Raw genomic sequence first — 25,416 nt, forward strand, 5'->3', positions numbered from 1 at the left:
AGATTCCATCGTTAATAAGTGCGCAAAAAAGTTAATTTCCTAACAGGAAATGTGGTGATTTGTGGCTTTATCAGTGCACAGTAGTATCAGTGCACTGAAGTATTAATAGATGGGTAGGCATTAACGCTTTGAATGTTTAAGGACTTTTAATGGCATACTCGTATACTGAAAAAAAACGCATTCGTAAAAGTTTTGCAAAGTTGCCCACCGTCATGGACGTGCCATACTTATTGGCCATCCAAGTTGACTCGTATGAGCAATTTTTGCAAGAAAATAAAAAGCCAAAAGGTCGGGAAAACATTGGTTTACAAGCCGCTTTTAATTCTATTTTCCCTATTGAAAGCCACACTGGCAATGCCGAGCTACAATTTGTTGAATACTATCTAGGTACACCAGAGTTTGATGTGCGCGAATGTATTTTACGTGGTTCAACCTATGCCGCGCCATTACGTGTCAAAATCCGTTTGGTCATCAAAGACAAAGATGTTAAAGACAAAGATGCTAAAGCGGCAATTAAAGATATCCGTGAGCAAAGCGTCTATATGGGTGAAATTCCATTGATGACTGAAAACGGTACTTTCGTGATTAATGGTACTGAGCGTGTCATCGTATCGCAACTACACCGTTCACCAGGGGTATTCTTTGACCATGACAAAGGCAAATCACATTCAAGTGGTAAAGTGCTGTATAACGCCCGTATTATTCCTTACCGTGGTTCATGGTTAGACTTTGAATTTGATGCCAAAGACTTGGTATTTGCTCGTATTGACCGCCGCCGTAAATTACTGGCAACGGTGATTTTGCATGCCATTGGGATGAATACGCAACAGATTTTAGATGCGTTTTATGAAAAAACCCATGTGTATAAGGGTGATGAGCAATTTGAAATCGATCTTGTCACTGAGCGTTTACGCGGTGAAATGGCGCAGTTTGAAATCGTTTCACCTGAGGGTGAGGTGATTGTCGAACAGGGCAAACGTATTAATGCGCGCGCGATTCGTAAAATCGAACAAGCCGGTATGACTAGATTACCTGTGCCTGATGAATACTTGTATGAACGCATTTTGGCACAAGATATCGTGGTGGATGGTGAAGTCATTGCACGCGCTAACCAATTGCTCGATCACGAGACTTTGGTCAAAATCAGCAATAACGACATTAAAGAATTTGATATTTTATTCACTAACGATATCGATCATGGTTCATACATCGCCGATACACTGCGCGCGGATACGGCGATGAGCCGTGAAGAAGCGTTGATTGAAATCTACAAAGTGATGCGCCCAGGTGAGCCACCAACACTCGATACGGCTGAAAAACTGTTTGAATCGATGTTTTTTAACCCGGATCGCTATGATTTATCAAACGTCGGTCGCATGAAGTTCAACCGTCGTTTGGGCCGGGTCTATGAGCCCACCAATGACCCTGATGTGCAGCGTGAACGCAGTGTATTGACCAACGAAGATATTATTGACGTATTAAAAATGTTGATTGAAATTCGTGATGGTCGTGGGGTGGTGGACGATATTGACCATTTAGGTAACCGCCGTGTCCGTTCAGTTGGCGAGATGACAGAAAATCAATTTCGTGTGGGTTTAGTCCGTGTCGAGCGTGCTGTTAAAGAGCGTTTAAGCTCAGCTGAAACAGATAACTTGTCGCCACAAGATTTAATCAACTCAAAACCTGTGGCAGCCGCTATTAAAGAGTTCTTTGGTTCATCACAATTGTCACAGTTCATGGATCAAAACAACCCACTGTCAGAAATTACCCATAAGCGTCGTGTTTCTGCATTAGGTCCAGGTGGTTTAACACGTGAACGTGCAGGCTTTGAAGTGCGTGACGTACACCAAACCCATTATGGTCGTGTGTGTCCGATTGAAACCCCTGAGGGTCCAAACATCGGTCTGATCAACTCACTAGCCGTCTATGCTAAAACCAATGAATTTGGTTTCTTAGAAACCCCGTATCGTAAAGTAGTCGACGGTAAAGTGACGGATGAAATCGAGTACTTATCAGCGATTGAAGAAGTGGGCACTGTAATTGCACAAGCGGATTCGCCGATTGATGAAAACGGTCAGTTGACAGAAGATTATGTCTCTGTGCGTAACTATGGTGAGTTTGTGCGTATGGCACCAGAGAAAGTGACCCATATGGACGTATCACCGCGTCAGGTTGTATCTGTGGCAGCCAGCTTGATTCCATTCTTGGAACATGATGATGCCAACCGTGCCTTGATGGGTTCAAACATGCAGCGCCAAGCGGTACCCACTTTACGGTCGGATAAACCACTGGTTGGTACAGGTATGGAACGTCACGTTGCCCGTGACTCAGGTGTGTGTGTGACTGCCAAACGTGGCGGCGTCATTATGGATGTGGATGCGAGCCGTGTCGTTGTAAAAGTGAATGAAGATGAAATGCAAGCGGGCGAAGCGGGTATTGATATCTACAACTTAATCAAATACACCCGTTCAAACCAAAACACCTGCATTAACCAACGCATTATCGTCAACCAAGGTGATGTCATTGCGCGCGGGGATATCTTGGCTGATGGTCCATCAACCGATTTGGGTGAGTTGGCATTGGGTCAAAACATGCGTGTGGCGTTCATGCCTTGGAACGGCTACAACTTCGAAGACTCGATTTTGTTATCTGAGCGTGTGGTTAAAGAAGATCGTTTTACCACCATTCATATCCAAGAATTGACCTGTGTGGCGCGTGATACCAAATTGGGTACGGAAGAAATCACTGCCGATATTCCAAACGTGGGTGAGGCAGCCCTAGCTAATCTAGATGAAGCAGGTATCGTCTATATTGGTGCCGAAGTACAAGGTGGCGATATCTTGGTGGGTAAAGTGACACCAAAAGGTGAAACGCAGCTCACCCCTGAAGAAAAACTACTTCGTGCAATTTTCGGTGAAAAAGCCGCGGACGTGAAAGATACGTCGTTACGCGTGCCTTCTTCTACCAAAGGTACGGTGATTGACGTACAAGTCTTTACCCGCGATGGTGTAGAAAAAGACAGCCGTGCACAAGCTATCGAAAAAGCCCAGCTTGATAGCTATCGTAAAGACTTAAAAGAAGAATTGCGTATCTTTGAAAACGCCGCACGCGGTCGCATTATTTCATTGCTTGACGGTCAAACTGTCAGTGGTGGCGCGGGCTTAAAATCAGGTACGGTGTTGAGTGAAGACTCAATGCAAGATATGTCGCTTGAAACATTGCTTGATATTCAGCCAACCCAAGAAGATACCGCAGAGCGTTTATCACAAATTGGTGACTTTTTAACCGATAAACAAAAAGAAATCGATGAAAAATTCACTGAGAAAAAACGCAAATTAACGGCAGGTGATGACTTAACGCATGGCGTTCAAAAAATCGTCAAAGTGTACTTGGCAGTAAAACGTCGTATTCAACCCGGTGACAAAATGGCGGGTCGTCATGGTAACAAAGGGGTGGTATCACGTATCATGCCGATTGAAGACATGCCATACGATGAAAACGGTAATCCAGTGGATGTGGTACTAAACCCACTAGGCGTACCATCGCGGATGAATGTCGGTCAGATTTTAGAAACGCACTTAGGCGGTGCAGCACGTGGTTTGGGTATCAAAATTGACGAGATGATCAAACAACAAGCGGCAGTTGCTGAGTTGCGTGATTTCTTAGACAAAATTTATAACCAAATTGGCGGCGAGCAAGTGGACTTAGGCAGCCTCAGTGATGAGGAAATCATTACTATGTCAAAAAATCTACGTGCAGGCGTACCAATGGGTACGGCAGTATTTGATGGCGCTAAAGAACAGCAAATCAAAGGCTTGCTAGAATTAGCAGGTATGCCAACCTCAGGTCAGCAAGTATTGTTTGATGGTCGTACCGGTCAACAATTTGATCGTCCTGTAACCGTGGGTTATATGTACATGCTCAAACTCAACCACTTGGTTGACGACAAAATGCACGCACGTTCAACGGGTTCTTACTCACTGGTTACCCAGCAGCCATTGGGTGGTAAAGCCCAGTTTGGTGGTCAGCGCTTCGGTGAGATGGAAGTGTGGGCACTTGAAGCTTACGGTGCTGCTTATACATTGCAAGAGATGTTGACGGTGAAATCCGATGACGTGGAAGGTCGTACCCGCATGTATAAAAACATCGTCGATGGCGAACAAAGCATGTCAGCCGGTATGCCAGAATCGTTCAACGTATTGACCAAAGAGATTAAGTCATTGGGTATTAACATTGAGTTAAAAGATCATAGCAAAAGTAAAAACTAAGCCATGATTGTAAGTAGGGTGGCTTTAAACGTCACCATACTCAAACTCAATAGTTTACCTTGTTAATGACAAACGAATAAAAATTAACCTTAAATTGAAAGTCAATCTGTATCGGCTTTCAATTTAATCGATGGAGAAGCAGTTTGAAAGACTTATTAGACATCATGAAAAGCCCTGCCGACTCTGGTAACCAAGAGTTCGACAGCATTCAAATTTCTCTTGCCTCACCTGATACTATCAAATCTTGGTCGCATGGGGAAGTTAAAAAGCCTGAAACCATCAACTATCGTACTTTCAAACCAGAACGTGATGGTCTTTTTTGTGCCAAAATTTTTGGACCTGTTAAAGACTACGAATGCTTGTGTGGTAAATACAAACGCCGTAAATTCCAAGGCGTAATCTGTGAAAAATGTGGCGTTGAAGTGACCGCCGCTAAAGTACGCCGCGATCGTATGGGTCACATTGAGCTGGCAAGCCCAGTTGCGCATATTTGGTTCTTAAAATCATTACCAAGCCGTATCGGTCTATTACTTGATATGACTTTGCGTGATATCGAGCGTGTACTGTATTTTGAAAGCTATGTAGTGACTGACCCAGGTTTAACTACCCTTGAAAAATATCAGTTGCTCGATGATGAAGATTACTTCAAAGCACTTGAAGAGTTTGGTGATGAATTCACCGCAAAAATGGGTGCTGAAGCGATTCAAGACTTGCTGCGTGATATTGACGTGGATTTGGAAATCGACCAGTTACGTGAAGAAATTCCGAATACCGGTTCAGAAACCAAACTTAAAAAAATGTCAAAACGTCTAAAATTGCTTGAGTCATTCCGTGATTCAAACAACAAGCCTGAGTGGATGGTAATGACGGTGTTACCTGTATTGCCACCCGATTTGCGTCCATTGGTACCGCTTGAAGGGGGTCGTTTTGCCACTTCAGACCTAAATGACTTATACCGCCGCGTCATTAACCGTAACAACCGTTTAAAACGTTTGTTAGAGCTCAATGCGCCTGACATCATCGTGCGTAACGAAAAACGTATGCTACAAGAGTCAGTAGATGCGCTGCTTGACAATGGTCGCCGTGGTCGTGCGATTACAGGTAGCAATAAACGTCCTTTGAAATCTTTAGCTGACATGATTAAAGGTAAACAAGGTCGTTTCCGTCAAAACTTACTGGGTAAACGTGTCGACTATTCAGGTCGTTCGGTCATTACCGTGGGCCCATACCTGCGTCTACACCAATGTGGCTTGCCTAAAAAAATGGCACTTGAACTGTTCAAACCCTTTACTTATGCCAAACTTTTGCAAAATGGCATCGCGACCACTATCAAAGCCGCTAAGAAAATGGTTGAGCGTGAAGAACCGGCAGTGTGGGATATGCTTGCCAGCGTGATTCGTGAACACCCAGTGCTACTAAACCGTGCACCGACCCTCCATCGTTTGGGTTTACAAGCATTTGAACCTGTACTGATTGAAGGTAAAGCGATTCAGCTACATCCGCTAGTTTGTAGCGCGTTCAACGCCGACTTTGATGGTGACCAAATGGCGGTACACGTACCGTTAACTTTGGAGGCCCAGCTTGAAGCCCGTGCCTTGATGATGTCAACCAACAACATCTTGTCACCTGCTAATGGTGAGCCAATTATCACGCCATCACAAGACGTGGTATTGGGGCTATATTACATCAGCCGTTCGCACATCAATGCTAAAGGCGAAAACATGACTTTCTCAAACGTGAAAGAAGTGTATCGCGCGCTAGGTACCGGTGATTTAAGCGTCAATGCCAAAATTAAAGTACGTATTGAAGAAACCACGTATGACGAAGAAGGCAATGGCAATACCGTTACCAAAATGGTTGACACCGTTGCGGGTCGCTGCTTGATTTGGAATATCACCCCAAAAGGTATGAGCTTTGACGAAGTCAACAAAGAGATGACCAAGAAAAACATCGCTCGCCTTATCAATTCTTGCTACCGCAAAATGGGCGTGAAAGACAGCGTTATGTTTGCTGACCAATTGATGTATTTGGGTTTTGCCCAAGCGACGCTGTCAGGTGTATCGATTGGCATGGAAGATATGCTCATTCCACCTACCAAAAACAAAATCATCGAAGCGGCTGATGCAGAAGTTCGTGAAATTGAAAGCCAGTTTGAACAAGGCTTCGTGACCGCAGGTGAACGTTATAACAAAGTTATTGATATTTGGTCACGTACCAATGACCAAATCGCCAAAGCGATGATGGATAACCTATCACAAGATACCGTTATCAACAGCCAAGGTGAAACGGAAAAAGAAAAATCGTTTAACTCGATTTATATCATGTCGGATTCAGGGGCGCGTGGTAGTGCCGCACAGATTCGTCAGTTGGCAGGTATGCGTGGTCTGATGGCAAAACCAGACGGCTCGATTATTGAAACCCCAATTAAAGCCAACTTCCGTGAAGGTTTAAGCGTTTTACAGTACTTTATCTCGACGCACGGTGCCCGTAAAGGTCTAGCTGATACGGCACTAAAAACCGCAAACTCAGGTTACTTAACCCGTCGCTTGGTTGACGTTGCGCAAGATTTGGTTATCACCCAGCCTGATTGTGGTACCGATAAAGGTATCTTGATGAAGCCGCACATTGAGGGTGGTGAAATCATTGAGCAATTGGCTGACCGCGTTTTAGGTCGTGTGACTGCTAAAGATGTGGTGTCAAATAAAACAGGCGAACTAGCCATTCCACTAGGTACCTTGCTTGATGAGCATTGGGTAAAAGTACTTGATGAACATGGTATTGACGAAGTTTGGGTGCGTTCAGTGATTACTTGTGAAGTGCCACATGGCGTCTGTTCACAATGTTATGGTCGTGACTTAGCACGTGGTCACCGCGTCAATATTGGTGAGTCTGTGGGTGTTATGGCGGCGCAATCAATTGGTGAGCCAGGTACCCAGCTTACCATGCGTACCTTTCACGTGGGTGGTGCCGCGAGTGCCGCCGCTGTAGAAAACAGCATTCAGGTTAATAAAGGCGGTACTGTTCGCTTCCAAAACTTGAAATCTGTGAGCCATGCCGATGGTCATTTGGTGGTAGTTTCTCGCTCTGCAGAAGTTAGTATTACTGATGAATTGGGCCGTGAGCGTGAACGCTATAAAGCACCGTATGGTTCGTCAATTTTAGTGGCTGATGGCACCGAAGTTACCCCAGGTCAAACCATTGCTAAATGGGATCCGCATACCCATCCAATTATTACCGAGGTATCAGGTACCGCACGCTTTAGCGAAATCACCGATGGTTTAACAGCCACCATGAAAATCGATGAAGCAACAGGTATGAGCTCATACGAAATCTTGGCAACCAAAGACCGCCCAAGCTCGGGTAAAGATTTGCGTCCTGCGATTATCCTTGATACCAAAGAGGGTAAAGAAGTGGTGTATTTCTTACCACAGCAAACCATCATTCGTGTGCGTGAAGGCGATGAAGTAACAACAGGTTCGATTTTAGGTCGTGTACCACAAGAGTCATCAGGTACCAAAGATATTACCGGTGGTCTACCGCGTGTTGCTGATTTATTTGAAGCGCGTCGTCCAAAAGACCATGCGATCATGGCGGAAATGAGTGGTACAGTAAGCTTTGGTAAAGAAACCAAAGGTAAAAACCGCTTTATCATTACCAATGATGATGGCGAAGTGCATGAAGAGTTGATTCCAAAATGGCGTCAAATCAACGTGTTTGAGGGTGAACGTGTTGAGCGTGGTGAGGTAATTGCCGATGGTCCACAAAACCCACACGATATCTTACGCTTAAAAGGTGAAACTGAGCTTGCCAACTACATCGTCAATGAAGTACAAGACGTTTACCGCTTACAAGGGGTAAAAATCAACGACAAGCATATTGAAGTGATTATTCGTCAGATGCTGCGTAAAGTTGAAATTACCGATGGCGGCGACTCAAGTTACTTTAAAGGTGACCAAGCTGAATACGCTGATATCGTAGCCACGAACAAAAAACTCGAAGAAGAAAACAAATTCCCAGTCAAGTTTGAACGTTTATTGCTCGGTATCACCAAAGCGTCATTGGCAACTGAAAGCTTTATTTCCGCGGCGTCATTCCAAGAGACAACCCGTGTATTGACGGCGGCAGCGGTTACTGGCAAGATTGATGACTTACGTGGTCTAAAAGAAAACGTGGTAGTAGGTCGTTTGGTACCAGCAGGTACTGGTTTAGCTTACCATGCACAGCGTCTAGAGGGTGGTAAAACAACCGCGGCAGAGGCTGGTGAAAACCAGTTAGAAGCGTTAGACACCTTGTTTGCTGAAACCATGGAACCTGCGTCAATGTCATTTGAAGACCAATTTGCTGAAGAGTTTAATAGCCAAGATGCAAAATAATTATTAATTAGTCATAAAAAGGTCAGTGCTTGCAACTGACCTTTTTTTTCATCAAAATATCCGTATCAAATGTCTAAGGAAAAACTATGGCAGGTCGTGTTGCACGTTATCAAGCAGATAGAACCAATCAAAAAATGTATTTTTGCCGAATTTATTGTCAGCAAGCTGAGCAGACCCAGAAGGGTCAGTTACAAGAGGCGCATATTGAAAGCGCGCTCATGCATTTGTACGGCGGGTATTTGGCATTTTTACAAGAAATAGCGCGCTATTATAATTTAACTATGCCAAACCCGAGTCTGCAATCAATTAGTGATGCGTTGGAAACTAAAACCCAAGTGTCGCCTGAAGTCATGCGGTTAAAGCAACTATTAGCTAATGATTATTTGGGAGATATCGAAAAAGCATGGCAGCAAATTATCTATAAGCCTGTGCCCCAAAACCTCGGCAATGAGAGTGATGAAAGCAATAAAAATGCCAAACTGCCAGTGATTGATGTTATGGCAAGTCCATCAAGTACCAATATTTCAGTCGATATGATTCGCCAATGGCGTGGTGATTTGGTGGATACCATTGATAGTTTGCGAGAAGGGATGATTGAGTTTTAATCAGTTAATCAATTTTGGTATTTATTAACTTGGTGCTTACGACTTTAATACTTATCAAAGATCATAAAAAAAGCTCGATAATTAATCGAGCTTTTTTATTAGGGTTTATAAACTAAGGTTTATTAACGGCTCATTGGTTCAGTGGTTTATTGTTATTTAACTGAGCGTAGTTAATATTGTTACCCGTCGTTGGCATCGGCACGGATGCTTGTTCCTCAGGGCGTTTTTGGGTAACCGCTTGCGGGGGTTTACTGTCGTCACTGGTGATTTCATTGCCCTTGCTATCGACGCGTCTAGTCCCATTGTCAGTCAGCTCAATGGTTTCCTGCTCTTGTTTTTTGGATTTGGCGCGATTATTGACTGACACCCATTCCACAGGTTGACCTTTGAGCATTTTAGAGGTGAAATCCAACCAAATGGGTAGCGCCGCCACGCCACCAAATTCTTTTTTACCCATACCGATAGGTTGGTCAAAACCGACCCAAACTGTCGTCACCATTCTAGGGTGGATACCAGCAAACCACGCATCTTTGGCATCATTGGTAGTACCTGTCTTGCCACCTACATCTGAGCGACCTAATGCCCGCGCCTTAATCGCGGTACCGCGCTGGATGACATCACGTAAGATATTCGCCATTTGAAATGCCACGTTAGAAGAAATAATACGCGGCGCTTGCTGCGCTGGCATATACTGAATAGGCATGGGTTTCAGCTTATCGGTATCGGGACCTGCATCATATAACTGCGCTTCAAGGGACGCTTGGCGTGCTAGCATTTGCTGAGTGCTGGCTTCTAATGCCGCTTCTTCTTTGCTAAGTTTTTTCTTATCTTGTTTGTCTAAACTGTCTTGTTCTTTGGTTTTAGCCAGTGGGTTTGCGTTGAATAAATCCGATTTTTCAGTCGCTTTATCGCCCGCTTCAGCGTCGCCACTCTGACCACTTAACAAGGCAGCTCGTTGTTTTTGGAAGGCGGTTAGGTTGTCTTCATTGGTTTGCTGTAAATCATTGTTAAAGCATACCGCACAGGCTTGTTTTGGGTTGGCTTGGTATAGCAGCTTACCGCTGTAGTCAAAAATTTGCTGAATAAAATAAGGTTGAATACGGTGACCGCCGTTGGCAAAGGTCGCATAGCCCGTCGCCATCTGTAGTGGAGTTGCTTCACCCGAACCGAGTGCCAATGATAACGTGTTTGGCATGCGTTCTTTTTCCAACCCAAACTCATTAAGTAGCTCACGCGTATCGGAGATACCCGCTGAACGTAGTACCCGAATTGATACTAGGTTACGTGATAGGTATAAACCTTTACGCAGTGGAATCATCCCCAAATTGCGACCGTCTGAGTTTTTGGGTTTCCATGAGCCGATGGTCAACGGATCATCAGATATCATGGTATCTGGGCTAAAGCCTTTTTCAAGGGCAGCGGTGTAGATTAATGGCTTGATGGTTGAGCCTGGTTGGCGATAGCCTTGAATGGCGCGGTTAAATTTACTTTTATTAAAATCAAAGCCACCAACGACCGCAACTAACGCGCCAGTTTCTGGATTGACAGATACCAGGCTGCCTTCAACGGCTGGAATTTGCACCAAGCTCCAGCTGCTGTTGTCAGCATTTGATGTGACATACACAATATCATGCAGATTGACGATGTTGTTGGAGATAAATGCTGAATTTGGATTGCGATAGTGCAGGGTCGCCCAGCGCATGTTTGACCAAGGCACTTTAATCTGAGTACCGTCTTTCATGACCGCATCAAAGCCATTGCCAGGATAGACTTTGGTGACTTCAACCGGATAAAAAGAATGGATAACCGGGAAATTGGCAAGCTTGCCAGGTTTTTCTTTATCTTTTGTATTAGCAGGAGCGCCACGCCAACCGTGGCGGCGATCATAGGCAAATAAACCGCGTTTAATGGCGTTTTCTGCAATTTCTTGTGCTTCACTATTAATGGTAAGTTTCACACGCCAGCCCGAATTGATGACAGCTTCGCCATATTTTTCTACCAATGAGGCACGGGTCATTTCCGCCAAATACGGTAAGTTTTTATCAAGTTTTGCTTGGTATAGGCGCAGTCCAATAGGTGCGGCAACCGCTTCGTCGTGTTGCGCTTGGCTAATTGCGCCATTTTTAAGCATCTGACCCAAAATCCAGTTACGCCGCTCTAACGCGCGCTCAGGGTTGGCAACAGGATTGTATTTAGATGGCGCTTTTGGCAGACCGGCAATCATTGCCATTTCTGCAATGGTTAGGTTATTCAATGATTTACTATAGTATTGCTTAGCGGCGGCTTTAATCCCATACGCACCTTGACCCAAATAGATTTTATTAACATATAAGGTCATGATGTCTAGTTTAGACAGCTTTTCTTCAATTTTGCGGGCTAAAAATAACTCCGTTAATTTACGATTAAGGGTACGTTCGGAGGATAAAAAATAATTTTTGGCAACCTGTTGGGTAATCGTCGACCCACCTGTCTGGCTATCGTCGTCGCTCACCGCTTCGGTCAGTGCGCGCCCAATGCCTTTAATACTGATACCACTGTGCTGAAAAAATGACGAATCTTCGGCTGCTAAAAAAGCATTCACCATATTTTTGGGGATTTGCTCATAACTCACTGGCAGAGACATATCATTACCGTATTGCCCAATTAATTGGTTGTCCTCGGTATAGATTTGTAGTGGCATTGACAGCTTGGCTTTTTTAAGGTCATCTAAGCTTGGCAGGCTAGGTGATATATACATCGCCATACCATAAAAACCGATGGGGAAAGCTAATATCAAAATAAAAACAAACGCTAAAATTGCAACCAAGAGATTGAGTAAAAATTTCATCCAAGTAAAGGTAGCAGCAGTCGACTGGGTCATAAAGTCATTAGCTCAAAGCAAAATAAAGCCCCATTATACCTAAAAAAATTTGAGTTCTGTGAAAAATCTATTTTGCTTTTATATTGTTTTTAAACTAGCTAATAAATTAGTCCTAACTAAAGCTAACTAAAGCTAACTAAAGCTAACTAAAGGTTGAATATCGAGAGTTTCTAAAGTATTGTAGCATAGTAAAAATCACGTTACCGAACTTAGTATACAAGGAACAAACTTGTGAGGTTATTTACAAAAAACAACAAGCTAGTCGTTGGGGTAGATATCACCACCACTGCGATAAAAATGGTTGAAATAACACGGCAGCAAGGTCTATTTCACTTAAGAAATTACGGCATTGAACCGTTACCCCGCGGTGCAGTTGTGGATAAAAATATTGTAGATATTGACGCGGTCAGTGACGCCCTCGCAAGATTATCCCGTGGTCGCGGTTTTTCTAGTAAACATATCGCGACAGCCGTATCAGGGTCTTCGGTTATTAGCAAAATTATTGAGATGGAAGCGGATCTCACAGAGCTTGAAAGAGAATCTCGTATCCGTCTGGATGCTGACCAATATATTCCCTATCCTTTATCCGAAGTGAATTTAGATTTTGAAGTGATAGGGCCTGCAGCCACGCCTGATATGTGTAAGGTATTGTTAGTTGCCTCTCGCACTGAAAACGTCGACCAGCGTGTCGATGCAGGTGCTTTAGCGGGACTGGAAACTAAAATTGTGGATGTAGAGGCTTACGCAGTTGAACGTGCCTTTCAATTGATGGTCGATAGCTTGCCAGGTCAACCTCAGCATGTAGCCCTCATTGATATCGGGCATAGCCAAACCACGCTTTATATTGCAAAAGACGGGGAGTTTGTATACAGCCGTGAACAGCTTTTTGGTGGCGCCCAGTTAACTGAAAGTATTCAAAGTCGTTATGGTTTGACATTCGAGGAGGCGATGATTAATAAGCGCACCCTGTCATTGCCAGATGATTACTATACGGATGTGTTAATGCCATTTTTAGATGCCATTGTGCAGCAAATCACCCGCTCGCTGCAGTTTTATTTTTCATCCAGCCAAAATAGCCAAGTAGAGTATATTTTGTTGGGTGGGGGTAGTGCCAGCATTGCGGGTCTAGCAAGCATGGTTGAACAAAAACTTGGTACTCGCACAGGTATTGCCAATGCATTTTCAAATATGACGATTAATAACCATATCAACACTGAATTACTGATTATGGACGCGCCAAGCTTGATGGCGGCTTGTGGCTTGGCGTTACGGAGTTTTGATTAATGGCAAAGATTAACTTACTTCCTTGGCGTCAAGAACTTCGTGAACAAAGAAACCGTGAGTTTATGACTTTAGTGGTTGCGGTATTATTATTATCACTACTTGGTGCCTTTGCGGCATGGAGTTACTATAAAAACACCCTAGAAAACCAGCAGCTTGCTAATGAACGCATCAAACAAGAAAACGCTAATTTAGACAAGGCGTTAAAAGAAATCCAAACCCTTGAGCAGCAGCGTGATGATATCATCGCGCGTATGAAAGTGATTCAAGACTTGCAAGGTCGTCGCCCTGTCCCTGTTCGTATTTGGGACGATATTGCCAGAATTATCCCCGCACAAATGTATTTGACCAGTATGAAGCGAGAAGCTGATACCATCACCTTTACCGGTCAAGCCGACAACCCGAATGTGATTTCAACATTTATGCGCAGTCTTGATGGGACGCAGTGGTTAGAAAAATCGGCGGTGGTCAGTATACAGCAGCCCAATGCAGTGGCTTATCAAGCCCCCACACCCACGCCTGCTGCCGGTAACATCAGCGCTAGCAGTACCAGCGCAACATTACCAGAAGCCAATTACGTGACTTTTGTGGTAACAACCATGGTTAAGCAAACCGACATCGCCAGTGCCACCGCTGCAAGTGGCGTTGCGGCAAGTGCGAGTAAGGAGAAATAACGGTGAAATTAACCAATCCGCTAAAAAGACCGAGACTTGTCAAAAAACCCGTTCACATTACCGCAAAAAAATCGTTTGATGTTAAAGCCTTCGCCGAGAGCTTTAAATCCCTAGACCAAAATAATTATGGTAGCTGGCCTGTGCCTGTTAAGGTTACCGTCTTGCTATTTATGGTCGCTGTTATCGCCTTTTTAACTTGGTTTTTACCGATTAGTACCAAACGTGAGGAGATTGCCGCTGCCGAAGCCGAGCAGCAAACCTTGCTCGATCAATATCGCCAAAAAGAATCCAAAGCGCGTCATTTAAAAGAATATCAAGCGCAAGTATTAAAAATGCAGTCTGATTTTAAAGAACTGCTCAATCAATTACCCAAAGACACCCGTATTTCTGACCTAGTAGATGGGATAAATATGGTTGGTGTGGGCAGTAATGTCAAATTTCAGGATATCAAAGTTGAACCTGAAGTGTCCCAAGAGTTCTTTATTGAGCAGCCAATTCGTATTGCCGCTTTAGGAGATTATCACCAATTTGGGTCATTCATTAGTGGTCTTGCTAAATTACCTCGCATTATTACCCTGCATGACTTTGAAGTTGCCAACCCTAGTCCTAGCCTAGACAAGCTACCAGAAACCAATCTTGTTTTGAACGTTAAAACTTATCGTTCAAAAGAGTTAACTGAAGAAGAATTGAAAAAGGCACAAAAAGATAATCAAAAAAATCCAGCTGGGTCTGACAATAAGGAAGCAAATAATGGCGATAAATAAAAAACAGCTCACTATTTGCTTAGCGCTATTAGCCCTCTTATCTGGCTGTACCGACCGTGTCGGTTTGGCAGAGCAACAAATGCAGGAAATCCGTAACCAGCCTGCGCAACCGGTAAAGCCACCACCGACACCCGAAGTGGTACAAGAGTTTAATTACAGTGCTTCACAGCTGCGTAGCCCATTTATGCCGCCAAGTTTAATGCTGCAAGCCAATCAAATACAGCAAATGCAAGGGGTCAGACCCGATGTGTCCCGACTCAAAGAGCCGCTTGAACAATTTGAGTTGAATGAGCTTACCTATAAAGGTACGATGGTGTCATCATCTGGCGAGGTATATGGTCTTGTTCAACGCCCAGATGGGGGGATTGCCAGTGTCAAAGTGGGTAATTATATGGGTAAAAATGATGGGCGTATTGCAGAGATTACGCCAACCCAAATTAACTTAATTGAAATCATACCAGACAGTCGTGTCGGCTATGTCGAAAAAGCAAACTCAATTGTTGCCGCAGTTAGTCAATAAAACAAAGGGATAACTCAATGAATTTTAATGCCTATCCATTTCGAACTTCAACGTCTAAGCTAGCGGTAGCGATGAGTGCGATGTTAGTATCTAGCAGCGTGTTTGCAGCTGATACCATTAGAAATATCTCGGTTACCACGCCGAGCGCTATGTTAACAGAACTCAATATCGACTTTGCTAATAGTGCTGTGACGCCGACGGCTTATGAACTTACTTCACCCACACGACTGGTGTTGGATTTCCCCAATGTAAATAATCAAATTGCATCACGGATGCAAACTTATAACAAAGGCTATGTCAACAATGTCACCACGCTGACCAATGACAGTATGACACGTATGATTATTGAGTTGTCAAATCAAGCGACCTATAGTACGCGTGTGGTCAATAATCGCCTCGTGGTCTCCATACAGCCGAAGGGAAGCACCCCTGCAGTAACCACCCCTGCAATAACCACCCCTGCAATAACCACCGTAGCTACCAATCCAGCAATCGTTACACCTGTGGTGACTAGCCCTGTGGTTGAGAATCAGCCTGCTGTCGTCGTGACTGAACCTGTGCCTGCCCCTGTGATTGTCACGCCGCCGCCTGTGGTCGTGCAAACGCCGCCACCTGTTGCCGTCGTGACCCAAACACCAAAAGTCGCCCCACCCGCCAATACCATGGTAGTCAAAGTCAATCCTTTATTAAATCCTGCTGCCGCCGTTGTTCAACAATACAACTATGATGGCCTAGCGGCGATTAATTTTAATGGCACCTCGAACGGCGGCGGTAATGTTAGCATTAATTTGGTGAATGACAGCATCCCTGTGGATGTGCAGCGCATGGGTGATGAATTAGTCATTCGTCTGACAGGCGCTACCATTCCAAGTCGCCTACAAAAACAAATGACCGTGGGTAATGGCTTGGTGCGTGATGTTATCGCAACCAACCAAGGACGCAATGGCGTGATTCGTATTACCATGACAGGCGATTATGACTATAAAGCCTTTCAAACAGGTAATCAGCTAAATATCAATATCGATCCCCCCAAACGTCTGCGCGAGCCGACCATTGAAGAACGTACCTACAGCGGCGCGCCTTTATCACTAGAGTTTCAAGATGTCAGCGTGCGGACGATTTTAGAAGTGTTGGCACAACATACCAATACCAACATCGTTGCCAGTGACAGCGTCAGTGGTAATATTACCTTGCGTCTGATTAACGTGCCTTGGGATCAAGCCTTAGACATTATCCTAAAAAGTAAAAATTTGGATAAACGGGTTAATGGCAATGTAATTTGGGTGGCACCCGCGGCAGAACTTGCCAAACAAGAAGCCGATGAGTTAAAAGCGCAACAAGAGAAAAAAGTATTAGACCCCCTGCGTACCGAATATATTCGACTCAACTATGCCAAAGCAGAAAATGTACGAACACTGATTGAAGCAGGTAGAGCAACATCCGATCGTTCGAGCGGCAGTACCTCACTGTTAACAGACAGAGGTACAGTCACAATCGATAACCGAACCAACACCTTGATTGTTAAAGACACCGCTGAAACCATCAGCAACATCCGTGATTTGATTAGTAAAATCGATATCGCTGTCAAACAAGTGATGATTGAAGCCCGCATTGTGAGTGCGACAGACACCTTTAGTAAAGAACTTGGGGTGAAATGGGGCATTTTATCGCAAGGCGCGGCAAGTAATCGTAACCTGCTGGTGGGCGGTAATTTAAGTACCATTGATAAACTTAAGACTTATACCACGGCTACAAATGCCGATGGTACTACCTATCCAGTCTATAGCGGTCTCACTGCCGCTAATAACCTTAGCGTCAATCTAGGCGCAGCTAACCCTGCAGGACAAATTGCCTTTGGCTTGTTGAGCATTTCAGATTTACTATTAGATTTAGAATTGTCAGCCATGCAAGCGGATAACAAAGGCGAAGTCATCTCCAGTCCAAAAATTTTGACCTCTGATAAACAAACTGCAAAAGTTTTATCAGGGACGAAAATACCCTTCAAAAAGGATACTTCTAGTGGAGCAACAGCTATTGAATGGATTGATGCTGCACTCGTTTTAGAAGTTACACCAAATATTACTCCTGAAGGTCGTATAGGGATGGCACTAAATATTGAAAATGGTAGTCCTACATCCAGCCCAACGGGTGAATTAGCTGTAAATTTAGATTCTATTAAAACTGATGTTGTAGTGGATGATGGTCAGACAGTCGTACTGGGCGGTGTATTTAAAAATACTGCATCGAATGGGGTTACTAAAGTTCCATTCTTAGGCGATTTACCGTATGTTGATCGCTTTTTCAAAAGAGATGTGAAATTAAATAACAAGCAAGAATTATTGATTTTTGTGACCCCAAAATTGGTGAATGACACAGGTCGTATCAATTAATTGACAACCCAACAGACGTTTTGCATAACAAAATAGTCTTATAGCGCATTGCCACAAATCACAGTATAATGTTTTCAATATATTATAGAGTGATTTGTGGTTTTTTTATGGAGTGTAATCAACCTAAGCCGTTAATTATTTTGATTGGCCCGATGGGTGCGGGTAAGACCACAATTGGTAAACTGTTGGCGCAGCAACTTGGGTTTACGTTTTATGACAGTGATCAGGAAATAGAACGCGTCTCGGGCGCAAGTATTAGCTGGATTTTTGAAAAAGAGGGTGAAGTAGGGTTTCGTCAACGCGAAACACGTGTACTTGATAAACTAACCCAGCTCGATCATGTCGTACTAGCCACAGGCGGCGGGGCAGTTACTATCGCCGAAAATCACCATTTTTTAAAACGGGGTATAATCATCTATTTGCGGGCAGAAGTTGACATTCAGTATGAACGCACTTGTCGTGACCGCAACCGTCCGTTATTACAAATAGACAATCCTAAGCAAAAGCTAACCGAACTGTTTTGTAAACGTGACCCAATTTATCAGCAGCTTGCCGACATCACCATTGTTACGGGTCACAGTTCCCCAAAAAAAATGGTGCATGACATTTTGCTGCAATTGCAAGACGCCAATATAACCGTCTAAATGTAGCACTCCCGATATGACAAGCTAATTGATGACAACCCAATAGATGACAAAAAGATAATATTGATATGAGTACTGCCATGCGCCGTGAGTTAATTGTCCATACACGTTCACACGACTATCCCATTTTTATTGGGGAAAATCTCATCGAAACCTTTGATTTTGCTGACTATATTGGCGGCAAACAAATATTGGTTGTCACCAATGAGACAGTTGCACCCTTATATCTTGACAAGCTCGTCGCACGTCTGCCTGCCGATAAACTCATTAAAACTTGTATTTTACCGGATGGTGAGCAATATAAAACCCAGCAAAGCATTGATAGTATTTATGATCAGTTGATGGAAAATCACTTTAACCGTGACTGTACGCTGATAGCCCTTGGCGGTGGCGTCATTGGTGATATGGTGGGTTTTGCGGCAGCAAGTTTTATGCGCGGTGTCGATTTTATCCAAATTCCCACAACTTTGTTATCGCAAGTGGATTCTAGCGTGGGCGGCAAAACAGGCATCAATCATCGCTTGGGCAAAAATATGATTGGCGCGTTTTGGCAGCCGCGTCTTGTTTTGGCAGATATGACCACCTTAAAAACCTTGCCACCGCGTGAATTGTCAGCAGGGTTGGCGGAAGTCATTAAATACGCGTTAATCGGCGATGTGGCGTTTTTGGCCTGGCTTGAAACCCATATGACATCGTTACGCGCGCTCGATTTGAACTTGTTAGCCCAAGCCGTACTGATTTCTTGCCAGCATAAAGCGGATATTGTGGCGCAAGATGAGTTTGAAGCCAATAAGCGTGCGCTGCTTAATTTTGGTCATACCTTTGGTCATGTGATTGAAACGCATGAAGGTTATGGCAATTGGCTGCATGGTGAAGCAGTCGCGGTAGGCATGATTCAAGCGATGCAGTTGTCACAAAAACAAGGGTGGCTTAGCGCGGACGATGTTGACAGAGCCAGCTCTTTAATCGCTCGTGCTGATTTACCCACCCATCCGCCAGCCATTAAGGTGGACACAGCACTGGATTTGATGGGGCATGATAAAAAAGTCAAATCCGGCAAAATTCGTCTCGTATTACTAGAAAAATTGGGACAAGCGGTATTGACGTCAGCGTATGATCCAGCGTTACTGATAGACGTACTGGCTTTGACTGACGAACCTAATTGATATAAATTTTATAGATGGGTTAAAGCGTCATAGCGGGCGTTAACCTTACCTCAGACAGAAGGTTGTTTTATGGTGCATTCTTTATCTACGCTGTATCGTTCATGGGCATTTAAAGTGACCACTTGGCTGATTTTAGCGGCGATTGCAGGCGGCTTGACGGTCATGGTGTGGATTGCCTCTGCGGTAAAGCCTGCCAAAAGTGCGGTGAAAGCGGCGAGTAATGCCAATCAAAATCAAGATCCCACCGCGCTACTATTGGTAAAACCACCTGAAGAGCTTCATACCGAAGTTAGACCCATCAAATTTGATGCGGTGATTCGTGATATGCGCAACTATCCCAAAGAATTTAAGGACAGTCGCTTTATCAAGGCCAATAACGGTAAATGGACAGTTCAAGTCATGAACGTGGTGGAGCACGAAGTGGTCACCGATTACCTAAATAGCCGTGACGATCGTGATAAATTTAATTATTTTCGTATCGTCGATGCCCATAACCAAAAACGCTTTGTTGTCACCTATGGCGTATTTGGCTCAGTACAAGAAGCGGTTGGTGCGGCAAAAGTTGTGAATTTTAATTTGCCAAAAGATGTCAAAGCATTTCCTGAAGAATTTAAAGTGTATGCCCCACAAATGGATGAATATGAAGTCACGCCGCCCCTTCGTGATGTCGGTAAGACAGCCGCGCGAGAAGTCAAACTAAACGCCACACCAAAATTATTGCCCGCACCAAAAGCTAAAGTTGAACGGCAACCACAAGCTGCGACCCCCACAGCAGCAGAACCAAAACGCGTAGCACCAAAAACCAGCATTGAAAAGTCAGTCAATCCGCAAGAGACCCTTTCTATTCAAGAAGGTAAAGTGATTGCTGAAAGCAACAGTAACGACTCAAATACCACCCGTTCAGAACCAAAAGTTATCAATAGCAAGAATGATAATGCGGACGTTAAACCCAAACAAACCCACAGCAAGCCGTCTGAAGAAAAGCAAAAATCCAAAGATGCCTCAAAGGATAGCATGGGCGAGTTAATCAAGCAGAAGTCCCAAGCTAACTAGTGACTTTAGATGAATTGGTTAGTTTTGGGGTTCAAATAACAGTGGATTTTTTTACCCTTTTTCGTTAATATAACGAAGGGTATCATTTTTATTTCTTATGGTACATATAGATAACAAACATGACGGTTATCTATTCCAATCTTTTATGATTCAATAGCAAACATTGCACATATTTATAGTATGCCCATTTCTTTGCTACCAGCTTGTTAAGGGAACACGCTTATGTCTTCAAATCAGTATTCAGATCAGCATAATCTTTACCAACCCGATGTGTTCAAAGACAACTGTGGGTTTGGTTTGATTGCGCATACCCATGGTGAAGCTAGTCATGACTTAGTGCAAACAGCGATTCATAGTTTAAGCTGTATGACCCACCGCGGTGGCGTGGCAGCCGATGGTAAGACAGGCGATGGTTGTGGTCTATTGATTGCGACGCCCAAAGTGTTTTTTAAAAAAATCGCATCAGACAATGGCTTTACCCTAAACGAAATTTTTGCCGTCGGCACGGTATTTGTTAACCTCGACAAAGCATTAGCACAGCATAGCCAAGATACACTAAGCCAAGCGATTGAAGCACAAGGTTTGCTAGTCGCTGGCTGGCGTGATGTGCCGGTTGATTTAAGTATCGTCGGTGACATTGCCCGTGAATCACTCCCAGGTTTTAAACAAATTTTAGTTAATTGCCCAATCAATATGGACGAGGCAACCTTTAACCGTAAATTATTCGTTGCACGCCGCAAAGCAGAAATCGAACTGAAAGATGACCCGTTGTTTTATGTGACGTCATTGACCTCACAAGTGGTTATCTATAAAGGCTTAGTCATGCCTGCTGATTTGCCCGCGTTCTTCTTGGATTTGCAAGACGAACGTTTGGCGTCACACATTGTGGTATTCCACCAACGTTTCTCAACCAATACCCTGCCAAGATGGCCACTCGCCCAGCCTTTTCGCTATCTTGCCCACAATGGTGAATTAAACACGATTGACGGTAACCGTGACTGGGCAGTCGCTCGTACGCCAAAATTTGTCACTGATTTGATTCCAGAGCTGCAACAATTACAGCCACTCGTCAACCGTGTGGGCTCTGACTCATCAAGCTTAGACAATATGCTTGAGGTACTGGTGTCAGGGGGTATGGATTTATTTCGTGCGCTTTCTATCCTCGTGCCACCCGCTTGGCAAAATGTTGACACCATGGACATGGATTTACGCGCGTTTTATGAGTTTTACTCACAGCATATGGAAGCGTGGGATGGTCCAGCCGGTCTAGTCATCCAAGATGGTCGCTATGCGGTTTGTATGCTTGACCGCAATGGTTTACGTCCATCACGTTGGGTGACTACCAAAAATGGCTATATCACCGTGGCGTCTGAAATCGGTACTTGGGATTATCAGCCTGAAGACGTGATTGCTAAAGGTCGCGTCGGACCGGGTCAAATGCTAGTGATTGACACTGAAACTGGTAACATCATGGACACCAAAGCAGTGGGTCGTCAGCTGAAAAAAGCCCACCCATATCGCCTATGGTTACGTGAAAATGCGGTACGTCTACGAGATGATGAGCAGCTAGAAGAAAAAGCTTACGAGCAACGTGAAACAGGCGAGAACCTGTTAGCGCTGCAAAAAATGTTTCATATCACCAATGAAGAACGCACAGAAATTATCCGTCCTTCAGCCGAAAACGGTCAAGAAGCCGTTGGCTCAATGGGCGATGACACCCCAATGGCGGTACTATCGAAACAAGTTCGTCACGTGGCTGATTTCTTCCGTCAACAATTTGCTCAGGTGACCAATCCACCAATCGATCCGCTGCGCGAAGCGATTGTCATGTCATTGGAAACTTGTTTGGGTAGCGAAAAAAATATTTTTGAACCCACGCCAGACCACGCCAACCGTATCGTGTTGTCATCGCCTGTGTTGTCATCGAGCAAAATGATGCAACTACGCAGCGTCACCAAACCAGGGTTTGAAATTGAAACCATTGATTTGAATTATGATGAATCAATGGCATTAGAAGATGCCATCAGACACATCTGTGAGCAAGCTGCCCAAGCCGTACGCGCAGGTAAAGTATTGATTGTATTATCTGACCGCAATATCGAAAAAGGTAAAGTACCTGCCAATGCCATTATGGTGACAGGTGCGGTGCATCATCACTTGATTAATGTGGGTTTACGCGCAGATGCCAACTTAATCATCGAAACAGGTTTGGTACGTGATTCGCACCAATTAGCGGTCTTGATAGGGTTTGGGGCTACCGCGGTTTATCCCTACTTGGCTTACAATGTGATTGCAGACTTGGTCGATAAAGGCGACTTGCTCGGTGACCCGCTGTACGCCAAAAACAACTTCCGCAAAAGCTTGGATAAAGGCTTATTAAAAATCCTATCAAAAATGGGTATTTCGACTGTCTCTTCTTATCGCGGCGCGCAATTGTTTGAAGCCGTGGGTTTATCAGAAGAAGTGGTTGAGCTTTGTTTTACTGGGGTTGAAAGCCGTATCTCAGGTGCTACGTTTGACGATTTGGCGATTGACCAACAAATCTTGGCAAAAAATGCCTTTACCAAACGTGTACCGCTTGACCAAGGTGGCTTGTTAAAATTCGTCTTTAACAAAGAATACCACGCCTTCAACCCAGATGTAATTCAAGCGCTACATAAAGCGGTACGCACGGGCGACTACGACAATTACAAAGAATATGCGTCGATTGTCAACAAACGACCCGTAGCAACGTTACGTGATTTGCTGCAGTTAGATACCAGCAAATCCATCAGTGTTGATGACGTTGAGCCTATTGAACAAATCCTAAAACGCTTTGACTCAGCAGGTATGTCATTAGGCGCCTTGTCGCCAGAGGCACACGAGGCGATTGCAACCGCGATGAACACGATTGGCGGACGTTCAAACTCGGGTGAGGGCGGTGAAGATCCCACACGTTATGGCACGATTCGTAACTCAAAAATCAAACAAGTCGCCTCAGGTCGTTTCGGGGTCACACCGGCTTACTTGCGTTCTGCAGAAGTGATGCAGATTAAAATCGCGCAGGGGGCAAAACCCGGTGAAGGCGGTCAGTTACCCGGTGGTAAAGTAAATAGCTTAATTGCGCGTTTGCGTTACTCAGTGCCAGGTGTGACCTTGATTTCACCACCACCGCATCATGATATTTATTCGATTGAAGACTTGGCGCAGCTAATTTTTGACTTAAAACAAGTCAATCCAAACGCGCTTGTATCAGTCAAATTGGTGTCGCGTCCAGGTGTAGGCACTATTGCAACGGGTGTGGCAAAAGCGTATGCCGATTTGATTACCATTTCAGGGTATGATGGTGGTACCGCAGCGTCACCTTTGTCGTCAATTCACTATGCAGGCTCGCCTTGGGAGCTAGGTTTATCTGAAGCGCACCAATCGCTTCGTGTAAACGGGTTACGTCATAAAGTACGCGTGCAAACAGATGGTGGTTTAAAAACGGGTTTAGACGTAGTAAAAGCGGCAATATTGGGGGCAGAAAGCTTTGGTTTTGGTACCACGCCGATGATTGCCGTGGGCTGTAAATACTTGCGTATCTGTCACTTAAACAACTGCCCAACGGGGGTGGCAACGCAAAAATCAGAACTGCGCGATGAGCATTTTATCGGTGAAGCTGACATGCTGATTAATTTCTTTAGATTTGTGGCACAAGAAACCCGTGAATGGTTGGCGGCATTGGGCGTGCGCTCAATGGAAGAGCTTGTGGGTCGTACCGACTTGCTATCAGTCATGTCAGGCACCACCAACAAACAACAACACCTAAACTTAGCGCCGCTATTATTTACCCATAGCAAAGCCGATGGCAAACCACAAACCTGCCAAGTTGCGCGCAATGAGCCATTTGACAAAGGCTTGCTGGCTGAACAAATGGTGATCGATATGATGGATACCATCAAATCAGCCAAAGGCGGTGACTTTAGCTATCGTATTGGCAACTGTGACCGTTCCATCGGTGCGCGTATCTCAGGGGAGATTGCTGCGCTACATGGCAACAATGGTATGGCAAGCGCGCCAATCAACTTACACTTAACCGGCACTGCGGGTCAAAGTTTAGGTGTCTGGAATGCAGGCGGCTTAAACATTAAGCTTGAAGGCGATGCCAACGACTACGTCGGTAAAGGCATGGCAGGGGGTGAAATCGTGATTTACCCACCAAAAGGCTCGACGTTTGCTAGCCAGCAAACCGCTATCATCGGTAACACCTGCTTGTATGGTGCCACAGGCGGTCATCTATATGCGGCAGGTACCGCAGGTGAACGTTTTGCGGTTCGTAATTCAGGTTGTTTTGCGGTGGTTGAAGGTACCGGCGACCACTGCTGTGAATACATGACGGGTGGGGTAGTGACGGTTTTAGGTAAAACAGGGCTGAACTTCGGTGCTGGCATGACAGGCGGTTTTGCTTACGTGCTTGACTTAGATGGCGATTTCTTTGACCGTTGTAACCATGAGCTTATCGATATGCATCGTATTTCAAGTGAGCAAACAGAAAATCACCGTATCAACTTGATGTCGATTATCAAAACTCACGTGGCAAAAACAGGTAGCCAATGGGGTCAAACCATCCTTGACGACTTTGAGCATTATGTTCGTAAGTTCTATTTGGTCAAACCAAAAGCCGCGAACATTACTTCGCTACTAAAAACGACCATGGCAGACCCACAATAAGCGATTGTGTCGCATAATTTGATGATATTGGATTGCTAAAGGTAGCGCGTGACCACCGCTCTACCTTTAACTTAAATTTTAAAAGTTCGCTGTCAAGCAGGTCGGTATACAGTGAATCGCTGGATA

Annotated in this window: 13 protein-coding genes; 12 read left to right on the forward strand and 1 reads right to left on the reverse strand. The window is 44.5% G+C overall.

All coding sequences use genetic code 11. From position 1 onward, the window contains the following. The first annotated feature begins 149 nt into the window (after positions 1-149). The 3 genes from rpoB to AXE82_RS09585 all read left to right on the forward strand — a co-directional run bounded on the left by rpoB (position 150) and on the right by AXE82_RS09585 (position 9,246). Positions 150-4,268 carry a DNA-directed RNA polymerase subunit beta gene (gene rpoB / locus AXE82_RS09575; protein WP_062334096.1) on the forward strand — a complete coding sequence of 1,373 codons (4,119 nt, stop codon included), beginning with the start codon at positions 150-152 and terminating at the stop codon, positions 4,266-4,268. A gap of 143 nt (positions 4,269-4,411) precedes the next feature. Next, the gene (rpoC, locus tag AXE82_RS09580; protein WP_062334110.1) at positions 4,412-8,641 is read left to right on the forward strand and encodes a DNA-directed RNA polymerase subunit beta'; all 4,230 of its coding nucleotides are present in this window, start codon (positions 4,412-4,414) and stop codon (positions 8,639-8,641) included. Positions 8,642-8,727: 86 nt separating this feature from the next. Next, complete coding sequence (locus AXE82_RS09585; protein WP_062334113.1) at positions 8,728-9,246, forward strand: DUF6586 family protein; 519 nt, start codon at positions 8,728-8,730, stop codon at positions 9,244-9,246. 130 nt (positions 9,247-9,376) lie between these two features. On the opposite strand, the gene AXE82_RS09590 is transcribed toward AXE82_RS09585, so the two are convergent. After that, positions 9,377-12,106, reverse strand: a complete 2,730-nt coding sequence (locus AXE82_RS09590) for a penicillin-binding protein 1A (protein ID WP_062334116.1) — start codon at positions 12,104-12,106, stop codon at positions 9,377-9,379. A 231-nt stretch (positions 12,107-12,337) separates the two neighbouring features. On the opposite strand from AXE82_RS09590, the gene AXE82_RS09595 reads away from it, so the two are divergent. From AXE82_RS09595 to gltB, 9 genes are all read left to right on the forward strand, one after another. Continuing rightward, positions 12,338-13,390, forward strand: a complete 1,053-nt coding sequence (locus AXE82_RS09595) for a pilus assembly protein PilM (protein WP_062334119.1) — start codon at positions 12,338-12,340, stop codon at positions 13,388-13,390. Further along, a complete protein-coding gene (locus AXE82_RS09600) occupies positions 13,390-14,061 on the forward strand; it encodes a PilN domain-containing protein (protein ID WP_062334123.1) in 672 nt (223 codons plus the stop codon). The genes AXE82_RS09595 and AXE82_RS09600 overlap by 1 nt, the downstream gene beginning before the upstream one ends. Before the next feature lie 2 nt (positions 14,062-14,063). Continuing rightward, positions 14,064-14,825, forward strand: coding sequence for a type IV pilus inner membrane component PilO (locus AXE82_RS09605; protein ID WP_062334126.1), 762 nt, complete (start codon positions 14,064-14,066; stop codon positions 14,823-14,825). Continuing rightward, a complete protein-coding gene (locus AXE82_RS09610) occupies positions 14,812-15,345 on the forward strand; it encodes a pilus assembly protein PilP (protein WP_062334128.1) in 534 nt (177 codons plus the stop codon). Before AXE82_RS09605 ends, AXE82_RS09610 begins: the two co-directional genes overlap by 14 nt. A 17-nt stretch (positions 15,346-15,362) precedes the next feature. Further along, positions 15,363-17,735 carry a type IV pilus secretin PilQ gene (gene pilQ / locus AXE82_RS09615; protein WP_062334131.1) on the forward strand — a complete coding sequence of 791 codons (2,373 nt, stop codon included), beginning with the start codon at positions 15,363-15,365 and terminating at the stop codon, positions 17,733-17,735. 107 nt (positions 17,736-17,842) lie between these two features. Further along, on the forward strand, positions 17,843-18,379 hold the full coding sequence (locus AXE82_RS09620) for a shikimate kinase (RefSeq protein WP_062334134.1): 537 nt from the start codon (positions 17,843-17,845) through the stop codon (positions 18,377-18,379). Between the two features lie 68 nt (positions 18,380-18,447). Beyond that, positions 18,448-19,545, forward strand: coding sequence for a 3-dehydroquinate synthase (aroB, locus tag AXE82_RS09625; protein WP_062334137.1), 1,098 nt, complete (start codon positions 18,448-18,450; stop codon positions 19,543-19,545). 69 nt (positions 19,546-19,614) lie between these two features. Beyond that, complete coding sequence (locus AXE82_RS09630) at positions 19,615-20,598, forward strand: hypothetical protein (protein ID WP_062334141.1); 984 nt, start codon at positions 19,615-19,617, stop codon at positions 20,596-20,598. 222 nt (positions 20,599-20,820) lie between these two features. Continuing rightward, the gene (gltB, locus tag AXE82_RS09635; protein ID WP_062334143.1) at positions 20,821-25,290 is read left to right on the forward strand and encodes a glutamate synthase large subunit; all 4,470 of its coding nucleotides are present in this window, start codon (positions 20,821-20,823) and stop codon (positions 25,288-25,290) included. Positions 25,291-25,416 lie beyond the last annotated feature (126 nt).

It is taken from the genome of Moraxella osloensis, assembly GCF_001553955.1.
Taxonomy (GTDB): domain Bacteria; phylum Pseudomonadota; class Gammaproteobacteria; order Pseudomonadales; family Moraxellaceae; genus Faucicola; species Faucicola osloensis.